The following is a 14295-nucleotide window of genomic DNA, read 5'->3' on the forward strand; positions in this document are numbered from 1 at the left end:
AATCTCGGTAAAGTGAGCTCGATTTTTACTTGTCAAAATGAATTTCCCAAGCAGGCGATGCAAAGGCGGCGAAAATAGACAAAGCTGTTAAATTTCGCTTGCCAAGATAGAATTTTGCAGATAGATAGCGGATGAAGTAAATGAAATTTCGCCGTAAATGCAAAAACTATCAACGTAAAAATTTTAAACTAGATATCGGAATTTAGAGCATATAACTCTACTGCCAATATAAATTTTGCAAGCCGGCAGCGTATAAAATGGGTAAAAGCAGCATAATCTTGCCCGCTACGGCTGGAATTTATCTTTACCTGATTCCACGAGCCTGCCGGTGCAAAGAGTGAGCAAAATTAACAAAAATAGCCCGCTAAAGTAAAATTTTGTTTTTGCTGGCCAAGATAGAATTTGGCGAGTTAAGATAAAATTCCATTTACCGAGGTAAAATTGCAAAGAAAAATTTTGCTCGTAACTTTGGCTTTTAAATTTTACCTTAACGGCTCATTGCTGGGCACAGGCGAGCTGCGAGTTTCGAGCTGAATTTATCTTGACGCAGGCGCTTTGGCGGCGAGTAAAGATAAGATCGTGGTTTTAAATTTATGGAGATTTTAAATGAACAAATATGAATATTTTGCCGACGACGATGATGGGCACGACTTTGCAGGGACATCCGATATAGCGGGCATAGAGCTCGCAAAAAGACGAGCTATGGAGGATCTGACGGATGAGGAGCTAGAGGATAAGCTAGCCGCGGATCTTGCCGTAAAACGAAACTACGTGGGCGCAGCGGGCGGTTACGACGATTTTACCGGCTTGGAATTCGAAAGTTCAGACTTCACAAGCACCCAAAACTATCTAAATTCCGAAAGCGGCGGAACAAAATTTAATAAAAACAGTAAAGTAAAATTTAAAGGACGCGGCGACGCAAATATTTCAGCCACTCGTGGCAGCGATAATTCCAGCGGAGCGAGCTACGGCGATTTCGCAGGCGCCAATTTTGTCGGCAAGGCGGATTATGCAGCGTTTGCGGGTGCGAACTTTGCAAATACGCAAAATCAAAATTACGCGAATCTGGGCGTGCAGGATTATTCAAGCCTTGCTGCAGGACGCGGTTACGGCAATTTCGCGGGCGCGCAGGACGAGCTACTACGCAACTACGACGCCGAGAAAAAAAAGGAGAAAAATCTCACGCTTTATCAGCTTTTAGTCGTTTATCTGCTGATCGGATTTGCGTTTTTGCTGACGGTGCCGGCGATTTACATCCGCAACGAAATTTATTACATCAGCCGCGACATCGCCGCGCTTCGCACTAAACACGAGGTTTTGCTTGAGGAAAATCGCGCGCTTAACAACGACATCGAATATCTACGCTATAAAAATGAAATTTTAGATCCGCAAAGCGTGCAAGAAAATGGGCGCTGATGGGATTTTGCTCGCGGCGTTTGCATTTTTTGCTGCGCTAGTGCTTGCCTTACTGATCGCGCTCGTGCTACAAAACCGCCGCATAAGCGATGCAAACTCCACGCTTAGCGAGCTTTTAAGCGAAAGGCTCACAGCTCAAAGTGCGAGAGCAAGTGCCGAGCTTTTTAAGCTAAATCAAAGCCTAAATGACGGCTTTAACGATAAGCTTTATTATCTTAATAGATCCCTGGGCGAGGGTTTGCAGCGCCAAAATAGCGCGCTTAGCGAAAATTTAAGCTCGCTGGATCGTGGCTTTAAGGACATAGCGGAAAATCTAGCGCGAATGAGCGAGCAAAATAAAACTGCGCTTCAGGTGCGTGACGAAATCGCAAGGCTAAACTCGATTTTAGGCAATGTCAAGCTGCGCGGCAACTTCGGCGAGTACCGATTAGAGAGAATTTTATCGATGATCTATGGGCAAAACGCTGCATTTTACGAGCTGCAAAAGCACCTACCAAACGGCAGGGTCGCAGACTGCGCGCTACATATCGCAAAAGAAAAAATTCTTTGCATCGACTCAAAATTTCCACTTCAAAGCTATGAAAAAATTATCGCCGCCTCCGCCTCAAACGACGCCGCAGCGCTTGCTAGTGCGGATAAGCAACTCGCCGCAGATATGAAAAAGCATGCCGCAGATATCGCAGAGAAATACATCATACCGCCTCTTAGCACGGAGTTTGCGGTGCTATTCGTGCCCAGCGAAGCAGTTTTTGTATATGTCTGCGAGAAGCTGCCGCAGGTGCTTGAATACTGCGCGCAAATCGGCATTTTCGCGGCATCACCCACGACGCTGCTGGCGCTTTTAGGCACGATCCGCACCTTCGTAAAAGACGAAGCGCTCGCGCAAAATATAAAATCGGTAAAAGATGAAATTTACGCGCTAAAATCGGACTTTGATGCGCATGCTAAGTATGCGACGGCGCTTCAAACATACGCAGATAAGCTCGCCGCACAAGCGGAGCTTTTAAACAAAAATGCAAAATCTCTAAAAGCCCGCTTTGAGCGTTTTAGCGAGCTGTAATGAGGCAAACCGTAGCACAATGCGGCTTGGAGTGCTTTAGTAAGCTTACAACGCGGCGGAATTTTGTGCGGCTAGATTATCGGTAAAGGCGCCTTAAGCTCCGCCTCTTATAAAGCTTTAACTTTTGCATTACAGGCTTGCGCGGCTTTCTAAAATTATCGCGGGCAATTCGGAGTAAAATTTCAAAAACGGACGCGAATCTCAAAACATACGCCGTATTTAAAAATACAAAAAGATTAGGCGCGCAATTTTACACGGCGGCAAGATGAAATTTTAAGTTCGACGCGACGCCAAAACACACAAAATTCTCTTGCAAAATCGCAAAATTCTAAAATTTCTCGACAAAAATCAGAGCCATAGCACTGCAAATACGCCAAATACTTTCGCGCTAAAAACCCAAAATCCCGCTACTATAGTCTCAAAAAACCGCACATCTTAAAACTCTGCAAGTAAACTGAAATTACCAAGCGCCTCAAAAACCGCATACACAAGCGAAAAATCGCACTGCACCTTAAAGCTACCCTAACGATCTCGTTTTACCGCCTTTATATGCCGCGAAAATCGCGCAGCAGGTCAAAACCGAGTAACAGGATTTTTGAGACCTGATTTTACGATCGATCCAAGCGCCTAGGCGCCGATCAAATCTATGCGACGGAATTTTGAGGCTACAAGGCTTTAGTGGACGCATAAACGGGCACAGCAACCAACTCCATTTGACGGAATTTTTGGTGCGACTTTACACCGATCCGATTAATAAATCGTTCGTCGTCCGCCTCGCGGCTAAATTTTGGGGTATTGCTTTGCCACTTTAAGTCACTAATTCAAATCTGCGCGACGGAATTTTTGAGCGCGACTTCGCGACTTCGCGACTTCAAGGCTTCGCGCCGATCCATTAATAAATTGTGCGTTCCTTAGCCAATGCGCGAGTATGTGACGCCGTTATACGATTACAGCAAATTTAGCGCACCAAGCTAAATGCGGGCATGAATAGGCATCTTGCCCATGCTTCACACCGCAACTTTATATCGCTAGAGCCAAGCGTACGTAATAAATTTTAAATGCTTTTTGCTTCGCGTAAAATTTTCAATATTTTTTAGAGATTTTATAAAATTTTAAGTGCTTTGTGCTGCTGCGTCACGCCACACTTATACCAAATCACGCTCAGTCTGCGCCGCCTATTTATCAGTTGCGCAATTTTCGTTGTAGTAGGCGATAGTGCGCTCGTACTCGTCGTAATTCTGTATATAATCGTTCGCAACGCTTGGGTTTGCGTATCGATCCTCGACCGCCAAGAGCTCCGCTTCGAGCTCTTTATAGTGCTCATAAACCTCTGCACAGGCGCGATCGTGAGCGTCGCCTTGCAAGATTATAGCTTTATCAGCGCCCGCACTCGCGCAGCCCCCAAGCCCTGAAACGACGGCGCAAAGCGTACCGCATAAAATTAAGCTTTTCAAAATTTTTTCCTTATTCCAAGTAAATAAATTCGGCGTAAAAATAGGTGTGGTTATAAGCCGAGTTCCGTTACAGCGGTCATTTATCTAGACCGATTTTTGCAAATCGGTTCGAGCGAACGGTTCGAATATAAGACGAAACCACCCGTTCTTGCTGCAGGTTGGGTTTGCATTGCCGCTCGTGTCTCCACGCGCGCGGTGGGCTCTTACCCCACCCTTTCACCCTTACCGCTTGCGCGGCGGTTTGCTTTCTGTTGTACTTTCCCTAGGGTTGCCCCCGGCGTCTGTTAGACGCAACCTTGTCTTATCGCAGCTCGGACTTTCCTCTCCTTGCGGAGCGACCGCACACCACACCCGAGCGCAATTATAGCTTTTTTGGCTTAAATTTCACGGCTTGCGGAATTTAAGGGGTGGAATTTTTGGCGTGAGCAAGTATAAACTCCTGCCCCTGCACCATTACCGCCGGAGGATGACGACGATAAAGAAGCTAATAAATTAAATCACATCTTTAACAAAAAAAGAGCATAAATTAGATGATTTTTTAAATAAATTTAAAAATAATCAATAACAAGCTTATAATGCTATAATTAAAGAACTTGAAAGAGATATGGCAAATAGTAAGTTGTCAAATAATTTTACTAATGGCTATAAAGTTAATATTAAAGGCTATGAAATTACTGTACGTGGAGTTATAAAAAATGGAAAACCAAAAATCGGAACGATGTTTATCCCTCGATAATTTTACAGATATTGCAAATATCGAGGCTGAAATTATTAAACTAATAAGTGATGATTTAGGCGATTATGCGCTTTATAAGCAGTTTGAAAATTCAGAAATTATAAAAAGAGAGGTTTCAACAGCCGGATATTATTGCCATTTTGAGTGTAAAAAAATATTAGAAAAAAGCAAAAACAACGGTTTTGTCAGCAATGTAAATTTAACGCTTTCTGATGAAAACATTGGAGGAGCAATGGTACTTTTGGAAAATGGAATTTTAAAAATGTTAGAATGCTACTTTTGGGAAGAGAATAATTTTTTTGAAAATATTGTAAACGGGCAATAGTAGATAAAAGACTTAAGCGATTTTAAGCTTAATAATATTTTGCTGGTTATTGACGAAAATAAATTTGGACAACTATAAAAAGGTGAAATTTAGCAAATTTTACCTACGGCCGAGCAGAATAAAATTTTAAATTCTATGGCTTAGACAAAACGGCGCGCTTGCTGCGATGAAATTTCACGAAATTTCATAAAATTTTCTGCCGCGCAAATTTAAATCCACGCAGCCAAGATTTAAAATTCCGTAAAATTTCGCGCGGTGCGCCGCGACGTAGCCAAGGCCCTACTCTACAGCGCGGTTTAACGTGGGGCGCGGAGTGACGGAGTCCTACTCCGCGATGCGGTGCAGTGTGACTTAGCGCAAGTGCGGCGTGAACCCTACTCTACGGCGCGGTTTGACATAGCATGAGCCCTACTCCGCGGCGCGGCTCAATCCTCGTCCGTCGCGGCGCCCTCGAATATATCTCGGTGCAAAATTTCTTCCAAAACGACCGTCGCGTAAGAACCTTTCGGTAGGTAAAAACTGAAGCTAAAATGCGCATTTTGCGCATCGTAGGCGTGCTGCACGCGCTCCATAAAGCTCCACGCAAACCTGCGCGAGCCGTTCATCTGCGCCTCAAACTCGCAAGCAGGCGCAAAAATTTCATCTTCAAATCTGCCGCCAAGCCCGCTAGCTCGCAGCTTCGCTCGCCCCGCGATAAGGCCTGCGCTCGTGATTTCTCGCCTCGCAAACCGCTCGCACTCCGCGCCAAGATCGTCGCAGCTAAAAAACGCGCCGTGCGGAAAATGTCCTAAAATCTCGCCCCTTAGCAGCTTAAAAAACTGCGGCTGAGCCGCGATCTCGCGTGCCTCATCTTTGCTTAGTTCGTAAATTTTAGCAAACTCGCCAAGGCTAAATTCAGCCGCAAATTTTGAAATTTCGACCCGCTTGCTGAGCCAGCGGTTGAAAAGCTCGCTCTGATAGGCGCTGATTAGAAAGTCGCGCATTTTGGGGTTTTTAAGCCGCCTCTGTCCGCGCAGTACCTCCTCGCCCTGCGCCGCGTTGTCGCCGAACTTGCCGAAGCGCTGATAGCCGAAGTAGTTCGCAAAGCCCTCGCGCCCTAGCGTATCTAGCGCGGCTGCGAGCTTGACGGCGTCGGGCGGTAGGACCTTTTTTAGGCGGATAAAAAAGTCGTTGCCCTTTAGATGTCCGATTTTAAGCTTGTTTTTGTGCCTTTGCACGCTTAAAATTTTAAGGCTTTCGTGCGAAAATCCGCCCAGTGCGGGCTCAAATTTAGCGGGCATGCTAACGTGCTGCGTCGTAAGGCCTTGCTTGTCTTTAAGTCCCGCATAGCCGAACTCGCGCATCTTAGCGCCCGTGCGTTCACTTAAAATCCGCAGCGCCTCGTGCGTGCCGATACCCTTTTTTTGCAGCAGCAAAATGCAGTGCTCGCCCTCACCGCTAGGCTCGTAAAGCGGCACTTCGCGCACGACGAAATCGCTTGAGTTTTTACTAAAATGCGCATTTATCGGCGCGTGATTTAGGGTGTATAAATTTTTCATAGCCGGCCTTTGCGTTAATCTAAGGCGCAATTTTATAAAATTGAGCCTAAAAAACTCATTATTAAGGCAAATTCTAGTATCATTCGCCATAAAAAAAGGATGAAAAATGCTTCAAATCAGGCTCTTTCGCTTCGACCCGCGCTGCGACGTCGCTAGCTACTTCAAGCCCTATGTTTATGAAAGCGCGCCCTTTGCCGATCTTGCGGCACTGCTTGACGACATCTGCGCGCACGACCCCTATTTCAGCGCGCAGGGAGTGGAATTTGTAAAAATCAGGGGCACGACGGTGAGCGTAAAAGAGCCGCTAGATACGCTCATAGCGCACTTTGGAAGCGAGCTAATCATCGCGCCTCTTAGCGAAAAAGAGGCGATTAAAGATCTGCGCTGCGAGTCGAGGGCGTTTTTGGATAAATTTAAAGCCTTTGAGAGCATCGCGGACGTCTCTGATTTCGAGTTTTACAAAAGCCTCGCGCCCTATTTTTACTCGACGAAAATCCCCGCATGCTCGCAGGAGTTTTTGGGCAACAGCGCCTTTATCTTCGCGCACCGCCTGATGCAGACGCACCCGAGCGAGCGCATGAGGATTTTGGAGATCATCGAGCCGCAGATGGCGTATTTTACGAAGTGCGACGCCGTGGGGATGGAGTTTGACGACCGCGCGGTATACAGAGCGTTTTGCGATATTTTAAAATTTGAGCCTGCGCGCAGCAATAAAATTTTAAGCGCGCAGAGCATGGCGGAATTTGACGCAGCGGGCGCGAAGCACAATTTTAGCGGCTTTAACGTCGCCGTGTGGTACGATGAGGCTGCGGAGAAGCTGGCTAGCAGCCTGGGCGCGCAGATTGTGCACTTTGGCTGCGAAGGCGCGCCGCTTGGAGCGCAGATATACGAGCGGGAGCGGGAGTGCGCGCTGCGGCTGGGGGGCGAAATTTTATTTGACGCGTTTGATAGCGGAAGCGATTTTTTGCTAGTAAATTCCAAGCTCGCGCTTGATTTTTTAGACGGCAGAAGCAATGAAATCCAAAGGCTTTTCGGCAGAGATCTCGCGGGCTTTTATCTAATCGCGACGGATGAGCTCATCGCTCTAGCTCGCGGCGAGAAGCCTGACTTTTCGGCACGCAAACTAAAGCCGACGCTGATTTAAGCGAACGTGGTTTTGAAATTTATCCTATTACGGCGGTAAAATTTTAAATCGACTACATATTTATGATCGGCTAAAGCAAATAGTTTTCTTAATCGCAGGCGGCTTATCCTATACTATTTCTTTAATTCGGCATTTGCTTGTTTTGCCCTGTGGCTCGTATGTTGTCCTTTGCTATAAATTAACTATTAAGCTTGCCTTTAATTTCTCTTTTGGAGTAAAATTTTCTAGTCCAACTCCGCCACCGCCATATACGCTTAAAATTTTTTTCAAGGTATCAATAATTTCATCAGTAGTTATATTTTTGATATCTGTTTTGATATCGTGAAGCTCATAAATAATTCTATACGGATCGCCAATCGTTTCATCATTAAAAATCCGCCTCAAGTCCAGCTCTATATCGTTACTTTTATAATGCAATAACCATATCGTTTTAGTTAAGGCATAATCCCCTATATCTCTTAAATAATCATGCGATATACGAATTAGCCAAGTGTTATTTTCTCGGTCTATGCACCAATCTAGTCTTTCTAGAAACCATAGACTAATTTCGTCATCATCGTATTTTTTGCGTATTTTGTTTATCGTTTCCAATAAACTATATTTTTCAACATCCTCTTTTGAAATACGCTCTGTAACAAACGCCACTTTATCCCCTTTGCTTTAAATTTTTGATATGAAAGTTACTTGAATATTTTCTCTAGGGATAGAATCTATTATAGCCCCTCTCTTATACTCATTTAAAATTTCTTTTAAAATATCCACAATCTCTTGCTTTGGTGTATCTCCGATATCGCTTCTTATAGATTCCAGTTCATATATTAATATAAACGGATTATCCGTATCTTTTTTGCCGGTATTTTCGTTGTTTATATCTCTTAAATCGATCTCTATATCTTTACCTTTATAGTGCAAAAGCCATATATCCTCGCCGCTATAGTTCATATCTCTAGGATCTCCGATAGTGATACTGCGCACTGAAAAAAGCCAAATACCTCTTTCTCGATCTATGCACCAACTTCTTGAATTTAAATCTACCCAATCAAGCTCACCCTGATAATACTTATTGCATATCTCATTGCAGGGTTTTAGTAAATCGTATTTCTCGACATCCTCTTTTGAAATACGCTCTGTAACAAACGCCATTCTCTCCTCCTTAAGAATTTAAAATTTTAGACTGCTTGCGGGTTGCGCCGTCTTTTGCTCTTGCGGCAAATCGTTTAGCCATTTGCACAAATGGCTAAATATACGCCAAATTTCATCTTTCCGCGCCGCGTAAATTTTAAAATTTCGCTTTTATGCAGGCGCTGTTTTCTTGTGGGTCTCTCGCCGATAACTTGCCACCTGTAGTTTAGATAAAATTTTAAAATTCCACTACCTGAACGCATGGATAAAATTTTAAAATTTTGCCGTCCGCGCGCACGAACGAAATTTAAAAATTCGACGCCACTTAACACGAGCGGATGAAATTTATAAAAATTCCGCCGCCGCAAATCAAAGCGCAAATAAACGCGCTAGCGCACAGAAATCGCGTGAATTAACAAAAGTCGCGTTTGAATTTCATCGATAAATTTATGAATCCCGCCTATGCTTCGGCGGTTTCGTTTTCGTCGATTACGGCTTGCATCGCCTCTCTGGCGTGCTGCAGCCAATCTTTATCGCTCGTATCGAGCAGGTCTAGGTAGATGATTTTGACATGTCCGCTATGGACGGTGAAATCGTGAGAGTTTGCGATGTGCTGTGTGCCGATGAGTACCACTGGCTGGACACGCAGACCGAGCTTACTAACGATCGCTTTGGCGCCGCTTTGGAATTGCAAAAGCTGCGTGCCGCGATGTCTGGTGCCCTCGGGAAACATCGTGATGACGCGCCCTTCGCTCACGCGCTGCTGCACTTCGTGCACGATCCGCACCAGATCGCGTGGATTTGAGCGATCGACTTGGATCATCTTCGGAAGAGTGATGATTTTGCCGATGATAGGGATGTCTGCGATCTCCTTTTTAGCGATCCAGCAGATATCGGCGGGATGGGTTTCTTCGAGCACGACGATATCCATTATGCTTTGGTGGTTGGCGATTACTAGCTGCGCGCGCGGATCGGGGGTACCTATGATCTGTATATCGTACCCGACGCCGTAGCGCTGGAAGCGCCCCCAAATGCGGCGGAAGCGGCGATGAGAGGAGTTTTTCACCGCCATGGCGATCACGACGCAAACGACGGTAAAAATAAACCAAATCGCGTAAAATAGCGCTCTAATCCTTGCTAAGCTCATCTTTTTTAACCCAGCCGATCTTGTTGCCGCCCAGCATAATTTTATAAAATTCCTTATTCGTACCCAAAATTTCAACCTTTTCGGGATTTTTAGTCACGTAAAACACGGTGGAGCTTTGCATAGGCAAAATTCTAACGGGGGAATTTTGCGCGATACTGCCCGTGCCGTAAGGCCTTTGCGCATAGAAATTTACCGCCAAAATCAGCACAGCAAAGATGAGCGGCGTGATATTTTTACTAAGCAGAAACATCACCAAAAGCACGGCAGCTAGCGTATAGATCGCGATCTGCTTATAGGCTTCGAACTTACTCTCTTTCGGATTTAGACCGATCTGCGTGCTAAGATCCTCGGCACGCGGATTGAGTTCAAGCCCGAAATTTTCAAATTTTTTAGTATTAAGATTGAAATAGCTAAAGTCTAAATTTGTGATATTTTTATCCACGACGGCGAAATAATATCCGCTTTGGCTCGCGTATGTGCCGCGCACGGAGTCCACACCCTGCTTGATAATGGCGGGATTATCAATGCTAAAAGCGCTGATTGCGCCGTTTCGGATACCAAGATCGAGCGTGAGTAAATTTGAAGCGTCGTCAAATTTAGTAGTTTTGTAGTTTTTAAGTTTCAGCTCGTCAGCTACGATATGCGAAAAATTAGGTTTCGTGTCAAGCTTCATAAATTCCGGATTATCAGGTTTGATAGAGCTTTTTTCAAAGAATTCTCCGTTGCGCTGCAAGGTCAAAACGAGCTCATTTATCTTATCACTCTTATCGCTTGCTGCAAACCACAGCGTCGTCTCAAACATCTCGTCACCCTCAATCCACGTAAGATTGTCGGCATTAAGCCACTTCATTCCATTGGTGCGGCTGATCTCTAGCTTTGGCTTAACGGTGATTTTCTGCCCTAAATACACGGCGAAATCAATCTTAAAAATTTGATTGCAATACACCTTTCTAGGCATCCCGCTGGCTTTTAGCGTAAGCTCTTTGGGCTTAATGTCCTGATAGACCTTATCGTCGGATACATCCAGATCGACTTCGTTAGTAGGCGCCAAAGCCTTAAGATCGTCGATGCTTAGATTATCCATCGACATAACCTCTTTTTTATTATACTTCAGCATCACTTTGGAATTATCGCGTGTCTGCGGCTCGTCCGGCTTATCCTCAGCTTTTTTCGGCGCGTATTTACTTAGATCATCAAGCGAATCGATCTCAATCTCCGGCGCAGCAAACGCAAGCGTGCAGACACCTAAAATAGTAAGAATTTTTTTTAGCAAATTAAGCCTTTTAGCATTTTCTCTCCGTCCGTGCCGCCTAAAATAGGCTCTATCGCGCGCTCAGGATGCGGCATCAGGCCGAAAATCTTTTTGTTTTTATCGCAAATCCCTGCGATTGCGTCCACTGAGCCGTTTGGATTTAGATCCGCGCCGTTTTCGTCGCAATATTTTAGCAGCACACAATCCTCGTCGTATAGCGACTTTAGCGTATCGGCGTCCGCATAATAATTGCCCTCGCCGTGCGCGATCGGGATATTTAAAATTTCGCCCTTTTCGCAACAGCGCAGGAATTTATTGTCGTTTGAGATGACGCGCAGATGGTAAAATTTTGAGATGAAGCTTAAATTTATATTTCTACTCATCGCTCCTGCAAGCAGCTTCAGCTCCAAAAGCATCTGAAAGCCGTTGCAGATACCCAAAATATAGCCGCCCTTTCGCGCGTGATCAAGCACCGCTTGCATTATAGGGCTAAATTTAGCAATCGCCGCGGTTCGCAAATAATCCCCGTAGCTAAATCCGCCAGGCAGCACGATCAGATCGGCATTTATGGCGGTTTCTTTATGCCAGATTATCTGCGTTTCGCAACCGAGCTTATCAAAGGCGTATTTGGTGTCGCGCTCGCAATTGGTGCCGGGGAAATTGACGATCGCTACCTTCATATCACGATCTCGTAGTCTTCGATGACGGTGTTTGCCAAAATTTCATCGCACATCTTGGCAACTTCGGCATAAATTTTATCCCTATCCTCGCCATCTAGCTCAAGGACGATCTGTTTGGCTACGCGCACATCTCGTACGCCGCTAAATCCAAGCGCAGCAAGGGCGTGCAAAACCGCCTTGCCCTGCGGATCGAGCACGCCCTGCTTAAGCCTTACGTTTACGATCACCTTCATCGCTTATCCTAAAATTCTACGCAAGACCTCTTCGTAGGCCACTTTTACGCTACCAAGATCCTGTCTGAATACGTCCTTATCGAGCTTTTTGTCGGTTTGTTTGTCCCAAAAGCGGCAGCTATCAGGGCTGATCTCGTCTGCAAGTAGGATATTGCCGTCCTTATCTCTGCCAAGCTCGATCTTGAAATCCACGAGCTTTAAATTTCGCTCGTCGAAAAATTTGATCAAAATTTCATTGATCTTGCGCGCGATCTTTTTGAGTTCGTCAAGCTCGCTTTGGCTCTTTACGGCGCCAAGCAGCAAGCAATGCTCGTCGTTTAGGATAGGATCGCCCAGCTCGTCGTCTTTATAGCAAAACTCCACCAGAGCAAACGGAAGCTTCGTGCCCTCTTTGATACCCAGGCGCTTTGTAAGCGAGCCGGTGGCAATATTACGAGCGATGATTTCAAGAGGGAAAATTTTGCATTTTTTCACGAGCTGCTCGGTCGGGCTGATCGTCTCTACGAGCGCAGTGGCGATGCCGTGCTTTTTAAGCAGATCAAAAATCAGCGTCGAAATTTTACAATTCAGCGCGCCTTTGCCGCTCTCTTCGGCTTTTTTGACGCCATTAAATGCCGTCAGCGAATCTTTAAATTCCGAGATCAAAAGGTCGTCACTTTCGTTAACCGACCACATCTTTTTGCCCTTGCCTTCGTAGATGAGCTCTTTTTTGGTAGCTTGCATCACATTCTCCTTACTTGATGTTTAGAATTTTTATCGCGTCTATTGCGGTTTTTAACTGGATATCGTTATTAATCTGCTCTGCGGTGATGAAATTTTTCTCATCCTTTTTCTGAGCATCTTTTTTCTTGGTCTCGACCTTGGCTAACTCGCCTTGCAGGTGCTTTTTGAGATCAGCTTCTTTTAGCGAGAATTCATCCTCATCGCGGCTCGGCACCTTGCCCGGCGCCACTATGAGATCGGGCGTCACGCCCACCGCTTGGATGGTGCGACCGCTTGATAGATAGTAACGCGCTATGGTTAGTCGCAAGGCTTCTTTATCCTCGATCGGTAGGATCACCTGCACGCTTCCCTTACCAAAAGTTTTTTCACCAACTAACACGGCGCGCTTTAGATCCTGAAGCGAGCCGCTTACAATCTCGCTCGCGCTCGCGCTGCCGCCGTTTACTAGCACTACCAGTGGCAAGTCGGTGATCTTCTTTTTAGGATCGGCGTTATGCGCTTCGGTTTCGTTTTTCGCGCGCCCTTTTTGCGAGACGATAAGACCTTTGCCGACGAATAAATTTACGAGTCCGATCGCCTGATCCAAAAGCCCGCCCGGGTTGTTTCGCAGATCCAAAATAATACCTTTGGCGTCTTTATGCTCTTTTATAAATTTGCTCGCATCCGGAACTACGTGCTGATCGAAATTCGTAACGCGCAGATATAAAATTTTATCATCCTCGATCATCTTGGCATAGACCGATTCTACTTTGATTATGTCGCGGACGATCTCGACGTCAAAAGGCTTGCTAACACCTTTGCGCACGATCGTTAGAGTGATTTTGGTTTTCGGCTTGCCGCGCATTTTTGAGACTGCATCGTCGATCGTGATGCCGAAGGTCGCGTTGCCGTCGATACGCAAGATCACGTCGTTAGCCTGAATGCCTTTCTTGTCGGCAGGAGTGCCTTCGATAGGCGAGATGACGGTCAGAGCGCCGTCTTTCATACCCACCTGAATTCCAAGCCCGCCGAACTCGCCCTCAGTCTGGACTTTCGTATCGTTAAACGCCTTTTCGTCCATGTAGCTTGAGTGCGCGTCGAGGTTATTCATAAGCCCCGAGATCGTCTTGTCCACAAGCTCAGAAAAAGTCATCTCATCGACGTAATTGTTTTCGACGATCGCAAGCGTTTTGGTAAGCTTAGCTAGCGCCTCCAGACGCGTTTTTTCGCTGTCTGGCTTTTTGGTCGCATTAACCTCTCTGGCTTGTAAATTTCCGGTAAAAAAACTAACGCCTAAAAATAGAGAAAATATGAATCCCAAGCCGAAGAAGAGGTGTTTTTGTCGCAAAGTTTATCCTTGAAAGTAAAATGGAGTGAATTTTATAGAAAATTGGCTAAAAATAAGGTAAATTTCATACGAAATTTGCGCGTTTACGGATAAATTTAAGCCGAAAATTTTAAAATCTCACTAAAAAACCTTGACATA

14 protein-coding genes and 1 other RNA gene are annotated in these 14295 nt (G+C 45.4%); 4 read left to right on the top strand and 11 right to left on the bottom strand.

Annotated features, from left to right (window positions below; genetic code table 11):
- Nucleotides 1–606 precede the first annotated feature (606 nt).
- Both Q0274_RS11105 and Q0274_RS04930 read left to right on the top strand, forming a co-directional pair.
- Nucleotides 607–1416, top strand: a complete 810-nt coding sequence (locus tag Q0274_RS11105; protein ID WP_367271912.1) for a hypothetical protein — start codon at nucleotides 607–609, stop codon at nucleotides 1414–1416.
- Nucleotides 1406–2476 (top strand): DNA recombination protein RmuC, encoded by a 1071-nt coding sequence (locus tag Q0274_RS04930; protein ID WP_298028109.1) that lies wholly within the window; start codon nucleotides 1406–1408, stop codon nucleotides 2474–2476. Before Q0274_RS11105 ends, Q0274_RS04930 begins: the two co-directional genes overlap by 11 nt.
- A 1175-nt stretch (nucleotides 2477–3651) precedes the next feature.
- Here Q0274_RS04930 and Q0274_RS04935 read toward each other — a convergent pair.
- Both Q0274_RS04935 and rnpB read right to left on the bottom strand, forming a co-directional pair.
- On the bottom strand, nucleotides 3652–3930 hold the full coding sequence (locus Q0274_RS04935; RefSeq protein WP_298028111.1) for a hypothetical protein: 279 nt from the start codon (nucleotides 3928–3930) through the stop codon (nucleotides 3652–3654).
- A gap of 37 nt (nucleotides 3931–3967) precedes the next feature.
- Nucleotides 3968–4284: RNase P RNA component class A (rnpB, locus tag Q0274_RS04940), an RNA gene on the bottom strand.
- A 341-nt stretch (nucleotides 4285–4625) separates the two neighbouring features.
- On the opposite strand from rnpB, the gene Q0274_RS04945 reads away from it, so the two are divergent.
- Nucleotides 4626–4991 (top strand): hypothetical protein, encoded by a 366-nt coding sequence (locus Q0274_RS04945; RefSeq protein WP_298028112.1) that lies wholly within the window; start codon nucleotides 4626–4628, stop codon nucleotides 4989–4991.
- 425 nt (nucleotides 4992–5416) lie between these two features.
- On the opposite strand, the gene truD is transcribed toward Q0274_RS04945, so the two are convergent.
- Nucleotides 5417–6529, bottom strand: coding sequence for a tRNA pseudouridine(13) synthase TruD (truD, locus tag Q0274_RS04950; RefSeq protein WP_298028113.1), 1113 nt, complete (start codon nucleotides 6527–6529; stop codon nucleotides 5417–5419).
- Between the two features lie 106 nt (nucleotides 6530–6635).
- On the opposite strand from truD, the gene Q0274_RS04955 reads away from it, so the two are divergent.
- Nucleotides 6636–7673 (top strand): hypothetical protein, encoded by a 1038-nt coding sequence (locus tag Q0274_RS04955; protein ID WP_298028115.1) that lies wholly within the window; start codon nucleotides 6636–6638, stop codon nucleotides 7671–7673.
- Nucleotides 7674–7844: 171 nt separating this feature from the next.
- Here the strand turns inward: Q0274_RS04955 and Q0274_RS04960 are convergent, their stop codons facing one another.
- The 8 genes from Q0274_RS04960 to Q0274_RS04995 form a co-directional block, all read right to left on the bottom strand.
- Complete coding sequence (locus tag Q0274_RS04960; RefSeq protein WP_298028117.1) at nucleotides 7845–8318, bottom strand: hypothetical protein; 474 nt, start codon at nucleotides 8316–8318, stop codon at nucleotides 7845–7847.
- Between the two features lie 15 nt (nucleotides 8319–8333).
- On the bottom strand, nucleotides 8334–8816 hold the full coding sequence (locus tag Q0274_RS04965) for a hypothetical protein (protein ID WP_298028119.1): 483 nt from the start codon (nucleotides 8814–8816) through the stop codon (nucleotides 8334–8336).
- Between the two features lie 439 nt (nucleotides 8817–9255).
- Nucleotides 9256–9942 (bottom strand): 1-acyl-sn-glycerol-3-phosphate acyltransferase, encoded by a 687-nt coding sequence (locus Q0274_RS04970; RefSeq protein WP_297962494.1) that lies wholly within the window; start codon nucleotides 9940–9942, stop codon nucleotides 9256–9258.
- Complete coding sequence (locus tag Q0274_RS04975; RefSeq protein ID WP_295152901.1) at nucleotides 9923–11215, bottom strand: SH3 domain-containing protein; 1293 nt, start codon at nucleotides 11213–11215, stop codon at nucleotides 9923–9925. The genes Q0274_RS04970 and Q0274_RS04975 overlap by 20 nt, the downstream gene beginning before the upstream one ends.
- Nucleotides 11209–11874: a phosphoribosylformylglycinamidine synthase subunit PurQ gene (purQ, locus tag Q0274_RS04980; RefSeq protein WP_298028121.1), complete on the bottom strand. Its 666-nt coding sequence runs from the start codon at nucleotides 11872–11874 to the stop codon at nucleotides 11209–11211. Before purQ ends, Q0274_RS04975 begins: the two co-directional genes overlap by 7 nt.
- Nucleotides 11871–12107, bottom strand: a complete 237-nt coding sequence (gene purS / locus Q0274_RS04985) for a phosphoribosylformylglycinamidine synthase subunit PurS (protein WP_295152905.1) — start codon at nucleotides 12105–12107, stop codon at nucleotides 11871–11873. The genes purQ and purS overlap by 4 nt, the downstream gene beginning before the upstream one ends.
- 3 nt (nucleotides 12108–12110) lie before the next feature.
- Complete coding sequence (gene purC / locus Q0274_RS04990; protein ID WP_297896375.1) at nucleotides 12111–12830, bottom strand: phosphoribosylaminoimidazolesuccinocarboxamide synthase; 720 nt, start codon at nucleotides 12828–12830, stop codon at nucleotides 12111–12113.
- 10 nt (nucleotides 12831–12840) lie between these two features.
- Entirely contained in the window at nucleotides 12841–14130 is a 1290-nt protein-coding gene (locus Q0274_RS04995) for a S41 family peptidase (protein ID WP_367271914.1), read from the bottom strand.
- Nucleotides 14131–14295 lie beyond the last annotated feature (165 nt).

Source organism: uncultured Campylobacter sp. (assembly GCF_937973075.1).
Classification (GTDB): domain Bacteria; phylum Campylobacterota; class Campylobacteria; order Campylobacterales; family Campylobacteraceae; genus Campylobacter_B.